13 protein-coding genes are annotated in these 16896 nt (G+C 63.6%); 10 read left to right on the top strand and 3 right to left on the bottom strand.

Features of this window, described 5'->3' with window-relative positions; translation table 11 throughout:
* Positions 1 to 310 precede the first annotated feature (310 nt).
* Positions 311 to 2005, top strand: coding sequence for a phospho-sugar mutase (locus tag I6E04_RS06165; RefSeq protein ID WP_235422319.1), 1695 nt, complete (start codon positions 311 to 313; stop codon positions 2003 to 2005).
* A 91-nt stretch (positions 2006 to 2096) separates the two neighbouring features.
* Here I6E04_RS06165 and I6E04_RS06160 read toward each other — a convergent pair whose 3' ends face one another.
* On the bottom strand, positions 2097 to 2528 hold the full coding sequence (locus I6E04_RS06160; RefSeq protein ID WP_235422318.1) for a hypothetical protein: 432 nt from the start codon (positions 2526 to 2528) through the stop codon (positions 2097 to 2099).
* 339 nt (positions 2529 to 2867) lie between these two features.
* Between I6E04_RS06160 and I6E04_RS06155 the strand changes: the two genes are divergently transcribed.
* The gene (locus tag I6E04_RS06155) at positions 2868 to 3296 is read left to right on the top strand and encodes an Hsp20/alpha crystallin family protein (RefSeq protein WP_235422317.1); all 429 of its coding nucleotides are present in this window, start codon (positions 2868 to 2870) and stop codon (positions 3294 to 3296) included.
* Positions 3297 to 3447: 151 nt separating this feature from the next.
* Here the strand turns inward: I6E04_RS06155 and I6E04_RS06150 are convergent, their stop codons facing one another.
* Positions 3448 to 4284 carry an MBL fold metallo-hydrolase gene (locus tag I6E04_RS06150; RefSeq protein ID WP_235422316.1) on the bottom strand — a complete coding sequence of 279 codons (837 nt, stop codon included), beginning with the start codon at positions 4282 to 4284 and terminating at the stop codon, positions 3448 to 3450.
* 42 nt (positions 4285 to 4326) lie between these two features.
* On the opposite strand from I6E04_RS06150, the gene tilS reads away from it, so the two are divergent.
* The 5 genes from tilS to I6E04_RS06125 all read left to right on the top strand — a co-directional run bounded on the left by tilS (position 4327) and on the right by I6E04_RS06125 (position 11287).
* Entirely contained in the window at positions 4327 to 5910 is a 1584-nt protein-coding gene (gene tilS, locus I6E04_RS06145; RefSeq protein WP_235422315.1) for a tRNA lysidine(34) synthetase TilS, read from the top strand.
* A 41-nt stretch (positions 5911 to 5951) separates the two neighbouring features.
* Entirely contained in the window at positions 5952 to 6500 is a 549-nt protein-coding gene (gene hpt, locus I6E04_RS06140; protein ID WP_235422314.1) for a hypoxanthine phosphoribosyltransferase, read from the top strand.
* 153 nt (positions 6501 to 6653) lie between these two features.
* Complete coding sequence (ftsH, locus tag I6E04_RS06135) at positions 6654 to 8663, top strand: ATP-dependent zinc metalloprotease FtsH (protein ID WP_235422398.1); 2010 nt, start codon at positions 6654 to 6656, stop codon at positions 8661 to 8663.
* A 531-nt stretch (positions 8664 to 9194) separates the two neighbouring features.
* Positions 9195 to 10376 (top strand): pyridoxal phosphate-dependent aminotransferase, encoded by a 1182-nt coding sequence (locus I6E04_RS06130; protein ID WP_235422313.1) that lies wholly within the window; start codon positions 9195 to 9197, stop codon positions 10374 to 10376.
* Between the two features lie 71 nt (positions 10377 to 10447).
* Complete coding sequence (locus tag I6E04_RS06125; RefSeq protein ID WP_235422312.1) at positions 10448 to 11287, top strand: phosphatase; 840 nt, start codon at positions 10448 to 10450, stop codon at positions 11285 to 11287.
* A 38-nt stretch (positions 11288 to 11325) separates the two neighbouring features.
* On the opposite strand, the gene rlmD is transcribed toward I6E04_RS06125, so the two are convergent.
* On the bottom strand, positions 11326 to 12633 hold the full coding sequence (gene rlmD / locus I6E04_RS06120) for a 23S rRNA (uracil(1939)-C(5))-methyltransferase RlmD (protein ID WP_235422311.1): 1308 nt from the start codon (positions 12631 to 12633) through the stop codon (positions 11326 to 11328).
* A 380-nt stretch (positions 12634 to 13013) separates the two neighbouring features.
* Between rlmD and I6E04_RS09880 the strand changes: the two genes are divergently transcribed.
* The 3 genes from I6E04_RS09880 (at position 13014) to accB (ending at position 16891) form a co-directional block, all read left to right on the top strand.
* On the top strand, positions 13014 to 15689 hold the full coding sequence (locus I6E04_RS09880) for an ABC transporter ATP-binding protein/permease (protein ID WP_235422310.1): 2676 nt from the start codon (positions 13014 to 13016) through the stop codon (positions 15687 to 15689).
* A 326-nt stretch (positions 15690 to 16015) separates the two neighbouring features.
* Complete coding sequence (acpP, locus tag I6E04_RS06110; RefSeq protein WP_066830438.1) at positions 16016 to 16246, top strand: acyl carrier protein; 231 nt, start codon at positions 16016 to 16018, stop codon at positions 16244 to 16246.
* 153 nt (positions 16247 to 16399) lie between these two features.
* Positions 16400 to 16891, top strand: a complete 492-nt coding sequence (gene accB, locus I6E04_RS06105; protein WP_235422309.1) for an acetyl-CoA carboxylase biotin carboxyl carrier protein — start codon at positions 16400 to 16402, stop codon at positions 16889 to 16891.
* Positions 16892 to 16896: the final 5 nt, after the last annotated feature.

The following is a 16896-nucleotide window of genomic DNA, read 5'->3' as shown; positions in this document are numbered from 1 at the left end:
ACCACAGGGAATGCACCAAATCGAATAAGGTGATGCGGTTGTGTGCAAAAGGAACAACGCACCATATGATTCAGTTGATCGAGTCATGGTGGATATGTGCACCTGACCGAATCAGACTGAATCGCACAGCATGATCAGTCGCCGTCCGATCCGTGCGGTACATCCACCGGCCAAATCGTCCACCGGTCGGTATGTCACGCCACACTTTAGCGAAATGGCGTACCATGCGAGTGGGTCCGCACATTTTGCGAGCCCTCCCTGCGGGCATGCGGGGAATATGCTGGTCATACACCTAGGGAAAGGTCCTCACATGGTTGACGTACATGAGTTGCTCGACACCTGGCTTGCCAATGTCACCGACGAAGAACTCCTCGCCGAGCTGACCGCGATGAAGGACGCCGGCGATGAGGATGCGATCACCGACGCGTTCTTCCAGGATCTGGCGTTCGGCACGGCCGGTCTGCGTGGAACGATCGGCGCGGGAACCAACCGCATGAACATCTACACGGTCGGACGCGCCACGCAGGGTTTCGCCAACTACCTCAACGCCACGTTCGAGAACCCCACGGTCGCCATCGCACGCGACAGCCGCAACAAGGGCGAGCTGTTCGTCAAGACCACCGCGGCGATCCTCGCCGCCAACGGCGTCGTGGCCTACGTGTATCCCAAGATCTCCCCGGTGCCCACCCTTTCTTGGGCGACGCGTTACCTCAAGTGCTCCGGTGGCATCTGCATGACCGCGTCGCACAATCCCGCGCCCTACAACGGCTACAAGGCCTACGGTCCGGATGGATGCCAGATCACCAGCGAGGCTGCGGCCGCCATCTCCGCCGCTATGGAGGCGACCGATCCCTTCACCGACGTCAAGACGATGGATTTCGACGAGGCGGTCGAGCAGGGACTCGTCAAATGGATCGATGACTCGGTCCTCGATGCGTACTATGACGCGGTCGTGGACAAGTCCGTGAGCAACCTCACGCCCGAGCAGGTCGCCGAGGCTCCGCTCAAGCTCGTGTACACGCCGCTCAACGGTACCGGCCTCATCCCGGTCACCACGGTGCTCAACAAGGTCGGCATCACCGACATCACGATCGTGCCCGAGCAGAAGGACCCCGATGGTGACTTTCCGACGTGCCCGTATCCGAACCCCGAGATCCGCGAGGCCATGCAGAAGGGTATCGACCTGTGCCAGGAGGTCAAGCCCGACCTGCTGCTGGCGACCGACCCGGATGCCGACCGTGTGGGCGTCGCCTGCGCCGACGGCGACGATTACACGCTGCTGACCGGTAACGAGATGGGCGTTTTGCTGCTCGATTACATCTGCAAGATGCGCGCCGCCCGCGGTGAGGACCTGTCCCGCAAGGTCGCCGTCACCACCATCGTGTCCTCCGCCATGGTCGATGCGCTGGCAGAGGAGTACGGCTTCGAGCTCCGCCGTTGCCTGACCGGCTTCAAGTACATCGGCGACATCATCACCGGCCTGTCCGACGCCGGCGAGGTCGATCGCTTCATCTTCGGCTTCGAGGAGAGCTACGGCTACCTGTCCGGCGACCATGTGCGCGACAAGGATGCCGTCAACGCCTCGATGCTCATCTGCCAGATGGCGCAGTACTACAAGCTGCAGGGTATCAATCTCGTTCAGGCGATGCGTGCCCTGTACGAGAAGTACGGCTACTACCACAACCGCACCATCTCGCTGTCCTATCCCGGTGCGGACGGTGCCGCTAAGATGGCCGGTATCATGGCCGACCTGCGTGCGACCGCACCGGCCGAGATCGCCGGTGCGAAGGTCGAGGCGGTTGTGGATTACGAAACCGGCGTGAACGGACTGCCTAAGGCCAATGTGATCGAATTCGATCTGGCCGGCGGCGACAAGGCGATCGTCCGTCCGTCCGGCACGGAGCCCAAGATCAAGCTCTACATCTTCGCCAAGGGCGCGGACGCCGCCGCGGCCGATGCTCAGCTCGATGCGATCGAGGAGAGCGGTCGCAAACTGCTGAGCTAGCGACATCGCACACACCGATATGAAAGAGGGGCCATCCGTTCGTTCGGATGGCCCCTCCCCGTATCAAGGGGGATCGTCGTCGCGCCGTGTATCAACGGAGCACGAACAGCCAGAGGAGCACGATGAGGATGATAACCGCGACGGCAAGTGCGATCAGCAGATGGGTCCGGCGTTGAGCGCGCTCGCGCCGGGTGAAGATGACGCTCTTCGATTTGGGCACCTCAAGGTAGCGGGCGTAGTTGACCGGTTGCCCATGGTGCTGTCGGGCGGGTTGGACCGACGGTCCCTGTTCCCGCACTGAGACGCCGTGCGTCACCGGTGGCAGGTAGTCCGGATCGCTGGTTGCGGTTCCCATGTGTTTGCGGGGGCGATGCGAGCGAGGGACAAACGGTTGCCGCGCCCCCGACGCCGTGCTGTCGGGGTCGACGATAGGGGAGTTTTGGGTCGTGGCAGGCGAGCCGGGGTTCGCGTCGACCTGCTCCTGCGGGCGGTTCGCGTTCACGGGGATATCGAAATCTTCCAAGTGAGAGGTCATAGGCTTGTGGCCGTCCGTTCGTGGAATCCGGTGGAGTCTGCCGACACCTGTATTGTACGTACGGTCTTCCGTCGTGTGCCACGATTTAAGAAATCGTGGATATACCGCCCCGTTTCGGACAATCTATCCATATGTGTCACATCGGAAGATAGGCCTAAGGATGCAGTAATCTCAGTCATACACACTTAGATTTGATGATACTGTGACGCTTAAAAAGATTGCGCAATGACGTTTAGATTCACGGGGCGAGGGAATAACGATAGGCGACCAAAGAAGTCCTCGCACCCCAAAGAGGGGAGCGCGGCATATCACGAGGGAGTGATAGATATGGCAAGCATGGTTCCTTATCGTTCGGTTTTCGGTCTTCGTCCTGCAACGTCGCTGTTCGATGCGTTCGATGACATGATGGATCTCGCGTCCACCCCGCTGTCGAGCAAGGCGTTCCCGATCGACGTCGAGGACACCGGAGATGGCTACGAGATCAAGGCGTACCTTACCGGCGTGAGCAAGGACGACATCGATGTCGAGCTCAACGAGGGTCGTCTTTCCATCTCGGTCAAGGTTGAGGAGAAGGAGGAGGACAAGGATAAGAACTACCTGCAGAAGGAGTTCACCTCCTACAGCGCAACCCGCGGCGTGTATCTGAAGGACGCTGCTTCCGAGGGCTTGTCCGCCCGCTACGCCGACGGCATCCTGACCGTCACCGTCCCCAAGATCGTCGAGAAGAAGAACGTTACCAAGATTTCGATCGACTAGTTTTACCAGCGCATACGAAGCATGGGAAGGGTTCGGGGTTTCACCTCGGACCCTTCCTTTTTGGGTTGGTTGGGGACGTGTTCGCTTCAACCCATTCAGGGATTTGAATGGGTTGAAGCGAACACGTCCCCAACCAACCCATCGAGCGCGGCTAGGAAATGGTGATCGGGCGGTTCTGACCGGCGGCGCGAATGTGCAGGTCGGGACCATTGCCGTCGCGCGCGAGCGTGGCGGTACTGCCAAGTTCGTCATCCAAGCGCGCACCCAACGCGGCGGCAAAGGAGCGCACCGCCAGACTCGGCCGGTTGTTTTCCTGCGAGATGTGCATGGCGACCAGCTGCTCGGTATGCGGGCCGACGACTCGTGTCGCGGCGTCGGCAGCTTGTGCGTTCGAAAGGTGGCCGCGCGAGGAAAGAATGCGATCCTGCAGGTAGCGCGGGTACGGACCGCATCGCAGCATGGGAACATCGTGGTTGCTCTCAAGCGCAAGAAGACGTACATCGTCTAAAGCGTCCAGCGCATCCTCGGACAGCTCACCGGTATCGGTGGCGTATCCGATCGAGTCTCCCGCACAGTCGAATCGAAAGCCGACCGGATTCACCACGTCGTGCGATGTCGCGAACGTGCGCACCGAGATGCCGGCGACTTCGAAGCTCAGTCCGGGCAAAAACTCGCAAAACGGCAGCTCATCAAGGTAGCGTCGGGTTTCTGGTGTACCGACGCTCGCGTACAGTTCGACATCGAACGCGCGACACCACACGCTGATGCCGCTCACATGGTCGGTGTGCTCGTGGGTGAGGATGAGCGCTCGCACGTCATGTTCGTCCAGATCGAGCTCGTGCATGCGCTTGAGCACCTCGCGCCGTGAAAAGCCGTTGTCGATCATGATGAGGCCCTCGGGGCCTTCGACCAAAGCGCAGTTGCCCTTCGACCCACTGCCGAGGATATGGAGTCCGAGCGTGTTGTCGGAAAGATCGGAAAAGCCCACAGGTGCTCCTATAGCTACAATAAAACGGTTCAAGGAGGTCGCATGCCCACAGTCGCACAACATTTCGTCCAACGCGGGTTCCCGGTATCCCAGCCGGCGTCCGAGGATGGTTCGCGACCTGCCGCGCCGGTGGTGCTCATGGTATCAGGCGGCGCGGACTCGACGGCGCTGCTCGTGATGGCCTGCACATCGAAACTGGATATCGGTGACGGCAGGGGGGCGGCGCGCATCGCCCGCGAGCGCCTGCACGTGCTTCACGTGAATCATCACCTGCGCGGGGCGGCGTCGGATGCCGACGAGCGCTTCGTGCGGGACCTGTGCGATCGCTACGGTCTGCCGCTATGTGTCGAGCACGCATCGTTCTCGGATCTCGGCGGCAGGAACCTCGAGGCGGCCGCCCGCGAGGTGCGCTATGCCGCTGCCCGCCGTTATGTGCGGGAGCTCTGCCGGCAGACGGGAGCTGCGCGCTCGGCGGCCCGCATCCTGACCGCGCATACGGCGAGCGACCGCACCGAGACGTTCTTCATGAATGCGATCAAAGGCTCGGGCCCGGCGGGGCTTTCGAGCATCCCGCGCCGCCGGAACATCATCGTCCGACCGCTCATCGACAGAACCCATGCAGAGCTGACCCGCTATCTCGAGCTCGCCGGTATCGGATGGCGCGAGGATGAGACGAACGATGATACGTCCTACCTGCGCAACTTTATCCGCCATCGCGTGGTGCCCGTCGCTGCCGAGCGCAACGCGCACCTCGAGCGTGCGATCGGGGCGACCTGCGACATTCTCGGGGACGAGGATGCCTTCATGGCGCAACTCGCCGCGCGCGCCCTGCGGACCTGCGTGCGTCGCTCGCAGGACGGTCTGGTCGTCCTCGATGCCGCACGCCTGGCATCCTCAGAGCTCGCCATCGCCCGTCGCATGGTCCGGCTCGCCTACAAGCAGCTCGCGCCTGACGAGCGGCTGGAAATGCGCCATGTCGAGGCGGTGCTCGCCTGCGTGGCGCGAGGGGAGGGGTCGCTCACTTTGCCAGCCGGTGTGGACGCGCGCCTGGAGTTCAACACGCTGACCCTGCGCACCGTCGCCGCCCGCGAGCAGCTCGTCGCCGGGTGGTTGACGGTTCCGGGGACGATGCCGCTTGCCAACCAGATGGTGATCGAGTCGCGCTTGGTCCGCGTTCCCCGGGGAGACGATCCGGTCCGCATCGCCCGGGAGGGTCTGGAGCCGCTACCGACTGAGACGGCGTCGTCGCCCGATCGCGCCGACTATGTCGTCGTGTATATCGACGCTGCGGCGCTCGGCTACGCGGAGGCGGATCCGGCGCTGCTCGACCAAGACGGTGGCGTGCCGGCGGAGGTGTTGCATGCGCGCCTGTGGGTGGATGCTCCCGCCGCAGGTGATATCATGTGTCCGCTGGGCATGCACGGCCGCTCCAAGAAGCTTTCCGACCTTCTGGGCGAGGCACGTGTTCCGGTGGCGGAGCGCGCGGGCGTTCCGGTCGTGAGGACGTCGCCGGGCGGTGCCGTTGTGTGGGTTGGCGGTATTCGCTTGGATGAACGGTTCAAGTGCACGGCCTCAAGCAGGCTGCTGATAGAATTAAGCATTCACGCTCCCGCAGCTCATCTGTGATGCCGGGAGTTCAGGGAACGTCGGAGAGAAAGGTCTCTGCCATGGAAGCGCTGCATCCCGATATCGAACGGGTCCTGTTCGACCAGGAGCACATCGCCGACATCGTCAAGCGGATGGGCGATGAGATCACCCGCGACTACCAGGGGAAGGATCTGGTGCTCATCGCGGTGCTGCGCGGTGCCGTCGTGTTCATGGGCGACCTCATGCGCGCCATCGACCTGCCGCTCGCCATCGATTTCATGGCGGTCTCGAGCTATGGCGACCGGGCGAAGTCCTCGGGCATCGTTCGCATCATCAAGGATCTCGACATCGACATCAAGGGCCGTGACGTGCTGATCGTCGAGGACGTGCTCGATTCCGGCCTCACCCTCAACTACCTCATGAAGAACCTTTCGAGCCGTCACCCCGCCTCGCTCGAGGTCGCGACCTTCCTGTGGAAGGACGTGGCGGGCAAGCAGGCCGCCGTCGATCCGAAGTACGTGGGAACCCACTGCCCGGATGACTTCGTCGTCGGCTACGGCTTGGACTTCGCCGAACGCTACCGCAATCTCCCCTATATCGGGGTACTCAAACCGGAGGTTTACTCGTAGATGACCGATCGCTCGATACGCTTTGACGGAGCCGACACCGGCGTGCGTTCGCAGGATGGTGCCGCGACCGATTCGCTTGAGGAGCGCCTGCTGCTTGCGGGACGCAACGACCAGGACGACCAGGACCCCTTCGGGGATAAGTTCGATGAGCTGATGTCGGGGAAGGGCGGTGGCAGACACCGTCCGCCCTCGCGCATCGCCTGGCTGTACTTCCTGCTCGCCTGTATGCTGCTGGCCTACCTGTTCTGGAACATGGGAGGCACGGGCGGCTCCAACCAGGGGGCGACCGAGCTTGCGTCGAGCGAGTTCGTGACCGCCGTGAGCGACGGACGCGTCGCCACGGCCACCTTCACGGTCGCCGACGGCACCGTGTCCGGCACGTACTGGGTCGACGCCGAGGACATCGGTCAGGATGCGGCACGTCGTTCCTACACGACCAAGTACGTGGGCTCCGACTCGCTCAACGAGCTTATGGCCGCGCATCCCGAGACGGTCTACAACATCGACACCAGCAACCCCAACCTGCTCACCGACGTGTTGGTGAGCGTGCTGCCGACAATCGCCCTCATCGCGCTCATGGTGTACTTCATGCGGCAGATGAGCGGCGCCAACAACAAGGCGATGCAGTTCGGCAAGACCAACGCCAAGACGAACGAGGCGACCCGTCCGAAGGTCAAGTTCTCCGATGTCGCCGGTATCGATGAGGCGGTCGAGGAGCTGCAGGAGGTCCGCGACTTTTTGGCCGAACCCGAGCGCTTCCGTAAGCTCGGCGCCAAGATTCCCCGCGGCGTCCTGCTCGTGGGCCCTCCGGGTACCGGTAAGACGCTGCTCGCCAAAGCCGTCGCCGGCGAGGCCGGGGTGCCGTTCTTCTCGATCTCGGGTTCCGACTTCGTCGAGATGTTCGTCGGCGTCGGCGCCTCGCGCGTCCGCGATCTGTTCAAGGAGGCCAAAAGCCAAGCGCCCTCCATCATCTTCATCGACGAGATCGACGCCGTCGGCCGTCAGCGCGGTGCCGGCTTGGGCGGCGGCCACGACGAGCGCGAGCAGACCCTGAACCAGCTGCTGGTCGAGATGGACGGTTTCGAGGAGTCCGAGAGCGTGATCTTGATCGCCGCGACCAACCGCCCCGACATCCTCGATCCGGCGTTGCTGCGTCCGGGTCGTTTCGACCGTCAGATCACCGTCGACCGCCCCGACGTCAAGGGTCGCGAGCAGATCCTGCGCGTCCATGCGGCCAACAAGCCGCTCGGCGACGACGTGCGCTTCGATAAGCTGGCGCAGCTGACCGTCGGCTTCACCGGCGCCGACCTGGCCAACCTCCTCAACGAATCGGCGCTGCTCGCGGCGCGCCGCCATCGCTCCCAGATCTCGATGTCCGAGGTCGAGGAATCCATGGAGCGCGTCATCGCCGGCCCCGAGCGCAAGGCCCGTGTCATGACGGCGACGGAGCGCACGACCATCGCCTTCCACGAAAGCGGTCACGCGCTCGTGGGGCACGTGCTCGAGCACTCCGATCCGGTGCACAAGATCACGATCATCCCACGCGGCCAGGCGCTCGGTTACACCATGCAGCTGCCGACCGAGGACCACTTCCTCAAGACGCGCAACGAGATGCTCGACGAGCTCGCGGTGTTCCTGGGCGGTCGCGTGGCCGAGGAGCTCATGTGCGCCGACATCACGAGCGGTGCCTCCAACGACCTAGAGCGCGCGACCAAGATGGCGCGCGAGATGGTCACGCGTCTGGGTATGAGCGATGAGCTCGGCACGCAGGTGTTCGGCGAGGCTCAGCACCAGGTGTTCCTGGGTCGCGACTACGCGAACCACCAGGACTACTCCGAGGAGACCGCACGCCGTATCGACACCGAGGTCCAGCGCATCATGCGCGAGGCGCACGATCGTGCGAAGCAGATCCTCGAGGCGCGCCGCGACCAGCTCGAGCTCATGAAGGACGTGCTGCTCGAGCGCGAGACGGTCGAGGGCGACGCGGTGACGGCGCTGCTGGACGGCACATGGGACGAATACGTGGCGGGCGAGCGCGGCGACGATACGCCGACGGGGGAGTCCGCTTCCACCGAGGCTGCCAAGCCCAAGATGTCCGACGATGAGATTGCGGCCGAAGCTGCTGCTTATGCGCAGGAGGCCATCGCCGCCGAGGATGCGTGATGTGGCGCGTCTGACAATGCGCCCACCCCGTTATGGTTGCTAGGGTGTGCAGAAAACCGGGCTGGAGCACGGGCTTCCAGCCCGGTTTCTCGTTTACGGTTCGGTTTTATGCGGGGCGGTGAAGGATGGGTCGGATGGAGACGTGTTCCCTCCAACCCATTCGCAACGAGGCGGGCTGCCCCCCCCTCGCTCAGAACCTCCTGGAGTGATTGGGGACATGTTCCATCTAACCCGTTTACGGTTCGGTTTTGGAGTGGTGATCCGAGTAGAAGGGTCGTTCGGTCCGGCAAAGATGCAGGTAGAGAGGTCGCGGCTTTCGCGTTTACCCGGCGGGTCCCGTCGAAACCGAACCGTAAACGGGGGTAGCGCCCCAAGGCCCCCTCGCGATAGGGTGCTGCCGGGTGCAAACCTGTCGGGACCGCGCCCGGGCGCGCCCGCGGCGCTTGTTACCATGCCGAAACGGCACGCCTTGCTTGCCGACGCCTTACCGAAGGCGAGTACAATGACTCAAACGGTACAAGGGAGGCAATCATGATCAACGAGACGATGTATGCCCGCGGCGCCGAGAGCTCGGTTATCCGCGAGATCTTTTCCTACGGGCTGGAGCGCAAGGCGCAGATCGGCGCCGAGAACGTGTTCGACTACTCCCTGGGAAATCCGAGCGTTCCCGCACCGCAGGCCGTGCGCGCCTCCATCGAGCGCTCCCTCGAGCTGCCGTCCGACCAGCTCCACGGCTACACGCCCGCGCCCGGCCTGCCCGAGGTGCGCACGGCGGTCGCGGAGTCGCTCAACCGCCGCTTCGGCACCGCCTATACGATGGCCGATGTGTTCATGACCGTCGGCGCGGCGGCCTCGGTGTCCATGTCGTTGCATGCCGTGACCACGCCCGGCGACGAGGTGATCGTGATCGCCCCGTATTTTCCCGAGTATGCGGTCTGGATCGAGAACGCCCAGGCGACCTGCGTCGAGGTGCTCGCCGACCAAGAAGCGTTCCAGATCGACGCCGATGCCATCGCGGCGGCCATCACACCGCGTACCGCGGCGGTGATCATCGATTCGCCCAACAACCCGACCGGGGCCGTCTATACGCGCGAGACGCTCGGCGCCCTCGCGGACGTGCTGCGCGCGGCGAACGAAACGCGTGAGCAGCCCATCTTTTTGATCTCGGACGAGCCGTACCGCGAGATCGTCTACGGCGCCGAGGTCCCTTGGGTGCCGTCGATCTACGAGCACACGATCGTGTGCTATTCGTATTCCAAATCGCTGTCGCTGCCCGGCGAACGTGTCGGTTGGGTGCTCGTGCCCAACGCGATGCCGCTCGCCCCGCGCGTGATGGCCGCCGTCGCCGGTGCCGCCCGCGCGCTCGGTTTCGTGTGCGCCCCGGCGCTGTTCCAGCGCGTCGTGGCCGACTGCGTCGACGAGCCGTCCGACGTGGCGGCCTACGCGCGCAACCGCGAGCTGCTCTGCTCGGCGCTCACCGAGTACGGCTACACCTATGTCGAGCCCGATGGCGCCTTTTACCTGTGGGTCAAGGCACTCGAGGACGATGCCGAGGCGTTTTGCGAGCGTGCGAAGGCCCATGAGCTGCTGCCGGTCCCGTCGAACAGCTTCGGGGTCCCCGGCTGGTTCCGCTTGGGATATTGCATCGATTACCGGGTGATCGAGCGATCTTTGCCCGCATGGAAGCAGCTTGCCGACGAGTATCGGGTATAACACGGTCAAGTTCGCAGCGCATCGCCGGCGCCGTCGATATCGAAGGGTTTTCTTAACGGGGAGGTTCGCCCATGTCGTATCAGATCGCGTGCGACGTCCATACGCATACCCTGTTCTCGCGCCACGCGTATTCCACGATCGCCGAGAACATCGCCGCCTGCCGCGAGATGGGCGTCGAGCTGCTCGGCTCGACCGACCATTTCAGCGAGATGCTCTTTCCCGAGCAGCATCTGCGCAACTTCCAGTATTTCCTCAACCAGACCGCCTGGCCGCGCGTTTGGGACGGCGTCGTGCTTCTGCGTGGAGCCGAGGTCGATATCGTCTCGCTCGACGGCGATCTGTTCGGGCAGGATATCGATGTGCCCGACACCATCGTCGGTCGGCGTTACGCCGCCGACGGCAGTCTGTTCGATCGCGTGACGGGGAGCTTGGACTACCTGATCGCGAGCGTGCACAACGGCGAGTTCACCAAGGGCGCGCCGATCGCACGCACCACGAACATGTACGTGCGCGCCCTCGAGAACCCGCATGTGTTCATCCTCGGTCATACCGGTCGCTCGGGCGTGCCGTTCGATTACGACGAGGTGCTCGCCGTCGCGCGCGAGAAGGGCAAGTGCATCGAGATCAACGAGCACAGCCTCGAGATCGATTCGCGCGGATGGTTCCATAGCGTATGCTCGAACATCGCGCAGCGCTGCGCCGAGCTGGGCGTGGGCATCGTCGTGTCGACGGACGCCCACGTCGCGCCGACGATCGGGCGCTTCCATCATGCCATGGGCATGCTCGAGTCGATCGATTTCCCCGAAGAGCTGATCATGAACCGCGACCGCCGCACGTTTTTGCAGGCGCTCGACGACGCGGGGATCTGCAACCTCACCGAGCTTGCCGACCTGGCGGATTACGAGGACTGATCGGTCGACATCCCGTCCCGCTCGAAGGCTCGGATGGGTTAGCGTTCGAGCACCGCGACCGTCTCGATGTGGTCGGTGTGGGGGAACATGTCGACGGGTGCCAGGCTCCTGAGCCGGTAGCCGCAGGCGGCGAAGCGATCGAGGTCGCGCACCTGCGTGACGGGGTTGCAGCTCACATAGACGACCCGACGCGGGCCGATGGAGCATACGGCGTCGATGAACTGCGGAGTCGAGCCCGCGCGCGGCGGATCCATGGACACGATATCGATGCGCGCCCCCCGCGATGCCGCGCGCTTCAGGTACGCGGTGGCATCCTCCGCGATGAAGTCGCTGCGATCCTGAAGATCGTTGATACGGGCGTTGCGCTGCGCGTCGGCGATACCCGCCGCATTGCGCTCGACGCCGAGCAGATGGACATCGAGGCTGTTCGCCGCCGCGTCGCGCACGGCGCACAGCCCGATCGTTCCGCTGCCGCAATAGGCGTCGAGCAGCGTGTCTCCATCCTGCAGGGCCATGCCGTCGATGGCGAGACGGTAGAGGGTCTCGGTCTGAGCGGGGTTGGTCTGGTAGAACGCCGTCGGCGAGATCTCGAACGTGCACCCCAGCAGCTCGTCGCGCATGCGTTTGGGACCTGCGAGCACCGTGGTCGTGCTGCCCAGGATCGCGTTGGTCGTCCGGCCGTTGATGTTCTGGGCGATCGTGGTGATGCGCGGGTCGATACGCCTGAGCTCGCCGAGCAGCGCGCGGAACCGTGGGATTTCGCGCTGCGCGGTCACCAGGGTGAGGATGCCCTCGTCGCGTTTCCACCCAAGGCGCAGCACCGCGTAGCGCAACAGTCCGCATCCCCGATCCTCATCGTAGGCGGGGATGCGTAACCGCTCGGCGCACGCGGCCACCTCGTTCAGGATGCGGCGTGCTCCCGGGGTCTCCACCAGGCAGTCGGAGATCGGTACGATGCTATGCGTTCCCCGTGCGAAGAATCCGCAGCGGACCGCCCCGTGGCGACCGGGCGAAAACGGCGTCACGGCCTTATACCGAAAGCCGGTCGGTCGGGGGAGTGGGCCGTCCCCGGCGCATCCGCCCATGCCGTATACGGGTTCGATGACCGTGTCCCAGCGGTGACGGGAGATGAGCGGCGCGAACAGCTCCTCGACTGCCTGCTGTTTGCGTGAGAGCTGCTTGTGGTAGGGAAGGCCCAGCCAAGTGCAGCCGCCGCAGGAGCGCATGACGGGACAGGGACCGTCGCCGCGGTCGTTTTTGCTCGGCTTCGGTGCGGCGGCAGGTCGGCTCGCCTGCCTGCGCGGATGTTTGTTGTCGGTATGCCTGGTGTCGGGCGCAGGTGACATGGTGCTCCTCGGTTTTCGGGTGTCATCTAGTATAGCGACCGGGGTTACGCGGGTCTGATCGTGCGCCATCGCCATCGGCGCTGCACACAATCAGCGGCGACCTGCGGTTTTCTCGTGCCGTCCGCATGTCGACGGGCCGACGGGATACGACCTGCCGTTTACGGTTCGGTTTTGGAAGGGGGTGCCGAGTAGACAAGCCTTTCGGCGCGAGAAACCAGCAGGTAGACGAAGCGCGCAGATTCGGTCTACTTGACGGGGCACCATAAAACCGAACCGTAAACGAAGGCATGTCGTATTGCGCCGTCCCGAACGGGTAGGATAGGCTCATTGGAAACGATTCGCGCGCATCGTGCGCGCCGGCGATACAGAAGAAGGCGTCCGTGCTCGAACTCAAAGGCATCACCAAGGATTATCCGTCGGGCGATACCGTCGTCCATGCGCTCAAGGGTATATCCGTCACCTTCCGCGACCGGGAGTTCGTCAGCATCCTCGGCCAATCGGGTTGCGGCAAGACCACGCTGCTCAACATCATCGGCGGCCTTGACCAGTACACACGCGGCGACCTGGTGATCAACGGCCGCTCCACGAAAAGCTATCTGGACCGCGATTGGGACACCTACCGCAACCATTCGGTGGGCTTCGTGTTCCAAAGTTACAACCTCATTCCGCACCAGAGCGTCATCGCGAATGTCGAGATGGCGTTGCTGCTCTCGGGCGCACCCGCGTCCGAGCGCCGCCGCCGTGCCGAGGAGGCGCTGGCGCAGGTCGGACTCGCCGACCATATCCACAAGAAGCCCAACCAGCTCTCGGGCGGCCAGATGCAGCGCGTCGCCATCGCCCGCGCCATCGTCAACGATCCCGAGATCATCTTGGCCGACGAACCGACCGGTGCCCTCGACACCGATACCTCCGTCGAGGTCATGGAGATCCTCAAGCGTCTGTCGCGCGATCGCCTGGTCATCATGGTCACGCACAACCCGCAGCTCGCCGAAGCGTATTCCGATCGCATCGTGCGCATCCAGGATGGCTTGATCACGAGCGACACCGACCCCGTCGATCCGGAGCGCGAGCGTCTGTCCGCCGAGCAGATCCAGCAGCATGCGGTCGCCGACGTCCGCAAGGGCAAGCGCGGCATGAGCTATCTGTCTGCGATCGGCCTGTCCTTCAACAACCTCATGACCAAGAAAGGCCGCACCCTCCTCACGGCCTTCGCCGGCTCGATCGGCATTATCGGTATCGCCCTCATCCTGTCACTGTCCGATGGCGCGCAAAACTACATCGCAGACACCGAGGAGTCCACGATGGGGAGCTATCCGCTGACCATCCAGCAGACCTCCATGGACATGGCGAGCATGATGACCGCCATGATGGGGACGAGCGACGAGGTGAGCTCGGCGAACACCTCCGGCGAGGTGGAATCCAAGGACCTCGTGACCGACATGGTGTCGGGCGTGGCCAACGGGGCGACCGAAAACGACATGGAGGCCATCAAGGCATGGCTCGACGGCAACCCCGGCGACATCCAGGACTATGTGACGGATATCCAGTACTCCTACGACTCGCCGCTCAATGTGTTCAAGTCCGATACGAGCGATGGCGTGGTGCAGGTCAACCCCGCGACCGTCATGGACGCGCTCGGCTTCTCGATGAGCGGTTCGACCCAGACCGAGATGCTCTCGAGCATGTCGGGCGGCAGCGGGTCGGCCTACGATGTGTGGACGCCGCTGCTCGCCAACAAGGAGACGTGGGAGCGCGACTACGACGTCGTGGCGGGGCGCATGCCGGAGAGCTGGAACGAGGTCGTGGTCTACGTGGATAAAAACGACCGGATCTCGGACTACACGCTGTACGCGCTCGGCCTGCTCGACCAAGATGAGCTGCGCGGTATGATGAGCGACGTGCTGGCGGGCGAGAAGGTCGAAGCACACGAGAAGACCTCCTACACCTATGACGACCTGCTCGACCTCACGTTCAAGATCGTGCCCGAGAGCTCCAAATACGCCGAGGACGACGAGGGTGTCTGGCAGGATATGAGCGAGGATACCGCTTACATGCGCGAGGTGGTCGACGATGCCGACGAGATCCGCGTCGTGGGCATCGTGCGGCCGAGCGAGGACAACGAGGTCGGGAGCAACTGGGGTGCGGTCCTGTATACTCCCGAACTCATGGAGCATCTGATCGGCGAGGTCGATGCGAGCGCGGCCGTGGCGGCGCAGCGCGACAACCCGTCGGTCGACATCTTCACCGGCGTGACGTTTCCCGACGATACCGAGGTCGAGCTCGACATGGATGCTATCGACGCCATGATCGAGCAGATGCCCGCCTCCCAGGGCGACGAGCTCCGCGCCTACATCGACGAGCTGCGCGATGAGGGCATGAGCGACGAGGCGATCGCCAGCGCGTTTTCGCGGCAGCTGTCGAACCAGACCGATAATGCGACCTACGAGGGCAACCTCGAAAAACTCGGCGTCGCCGACCTCGACGACCCGTACTCCATCAGCATCTACCCGATCGATTTCGAGGCCAAGGAGTACATCGACGGGCTCATCGACGATTACAACGCCCAAATCAGAGCCGATGGTGAGGGGACCGAGATCCAGTACACCGATATCGTGGGCACCATGATGTCGAGCGTGACCGATATCGTGAACTCGCTCACCTACATCCTCATCTCGTTCGTGGCGATCTCGCTCGTGGTGAGCTCCATCATGATCGGCATCATCACCTATATCAGCGTGCTCGAGCGCACCAAGGAGATCGGTATCCTGCGCTCCATCGGCGCGAGCAAGCGCGACGTGAGCCGCATCTTCACGGCGGAGACCTTCATCATCGGATTCGTCTCCGGCGTGCTCGGCATCCTCGTGACCGTGCTGCTCGACATTCCCGCCAACATGATCATCGAGCAGGTGTCGGGCGTGCGCGACCTGGCCGCCGTGCCCGCGGGCGCCGGAGCGGTCCTCGTGGCGATCTCGGTCGTGCTCTCGCTGATCGCCGGCCTTGCGCCGAGCCGCATGGCCGCCAAGAAGGACCCCGTCACCGCTTTGCGCACCGAGTAGCGTGACAAGTTGAGGCTAGGTTCGATCTGGCCGAAAAGGTGGGGCCGGGTTCAAACTTGCCAGGCGACAAGTTTGAACCCGGCCCCATTTGTCCTGCCGGCCCCACCTTGTCGGTCGAACCTGTCTCATTGCTATAACGAACTGCCATTTTGCCGTTTGTGCAGTTCCTGCGAAGAGATGTTACGTCGTCAACATCTCAAAACTTTTAACTAAAATGCTTTAGCTAGTTTTACGGGAAGGCGTGCCGACCGGTTGCGCCGAACTCCGATGCACGACACCACAGCATCGGCCGAAGGGCGTGTGCGCACGCCGGGAAAGGAGCTGTCATGGATTTCGAGAAGATGCGCGAGGTTATCTCCGAGACCGTCGGTTGCGACCTTGAGAAGGTCACCCGCGAGGCCAAGCTCGAGGAGGATCTCGGCGCCGACTCCCTGGCCGCCATGGAGCTCGTCATGGCGCTCGAGGAGGCCTTCGACTGCGAGATCGACGACGCCGAGCTCGATCAGTTCAAGACCGTCGGCGACCTGGCTGACTACCTGGAGAACAAGGCTCAGTAACGTATCCGAGCCGACAGCCGGGCAGGGCCGCGCGTCCTGCCCGGCTTCTCTTTATGTGCCGAGTGACAAGTTGGGGACGGGTTCAATCTTGTCACGCGACAAGATTGAACCTGGCCCCAACTTGTCAATTCGAATACCTTGGAGGTCATACCTATGGCTATGAAGACTCAGGACATCCTCGATCTCATGGGCCGCTTCGATGCGAGCGGCATCGGCCGCATGAAGGTCACGAGCGGCGACACCACCATCGAGCTCGAGAAGCCCGGCTGCGTCCCCGTGCCGCCGATGCCCGCCGGCGCTCCTGCGCCCGCGGTCGCCCCCGTGGCGGTTCCCGCCGCGCCCGCCGCTGCCGCACCCGCCGTGCCTGCGGCCGAGCCGGTTGCCGACGAGGCCCCTGCGGCCGACGGCCCCTGCATCACCGCCCCGCTCGTGGGCACCTTCTACGTCGCCCCGTCGCCCGACAAGGACCCCTACGTCCAGCCCGGCGACCACGTCAAGAAGGGCGACACCGTCTGCCTGCTCGAGGCCATGAAGATGATGAGCGAGGTCACCGCTCCGTGCGATTGCGTGATCGATGAGATCATGGCCGCCGACGGCGAGCTCGTGTCGTTCGGCGCTCCGCTGATCCGCTACCACGAAGCCTAAGTTCT

Source organism: Collinsella tanakaei (assembly GCF_021531055.1).
GTDB lineage: Bacteria > Actinomycetota > Coriobacteriia > Coriobacteriales > Coriobacteriaceae > Collinsella > Collinsella tanakaei_B.
The sequence above is the reverse complement of the archived record's forward strand: the minus strand, read 5'-3'. Positions and strand labels throughout refer to the sequence as shown.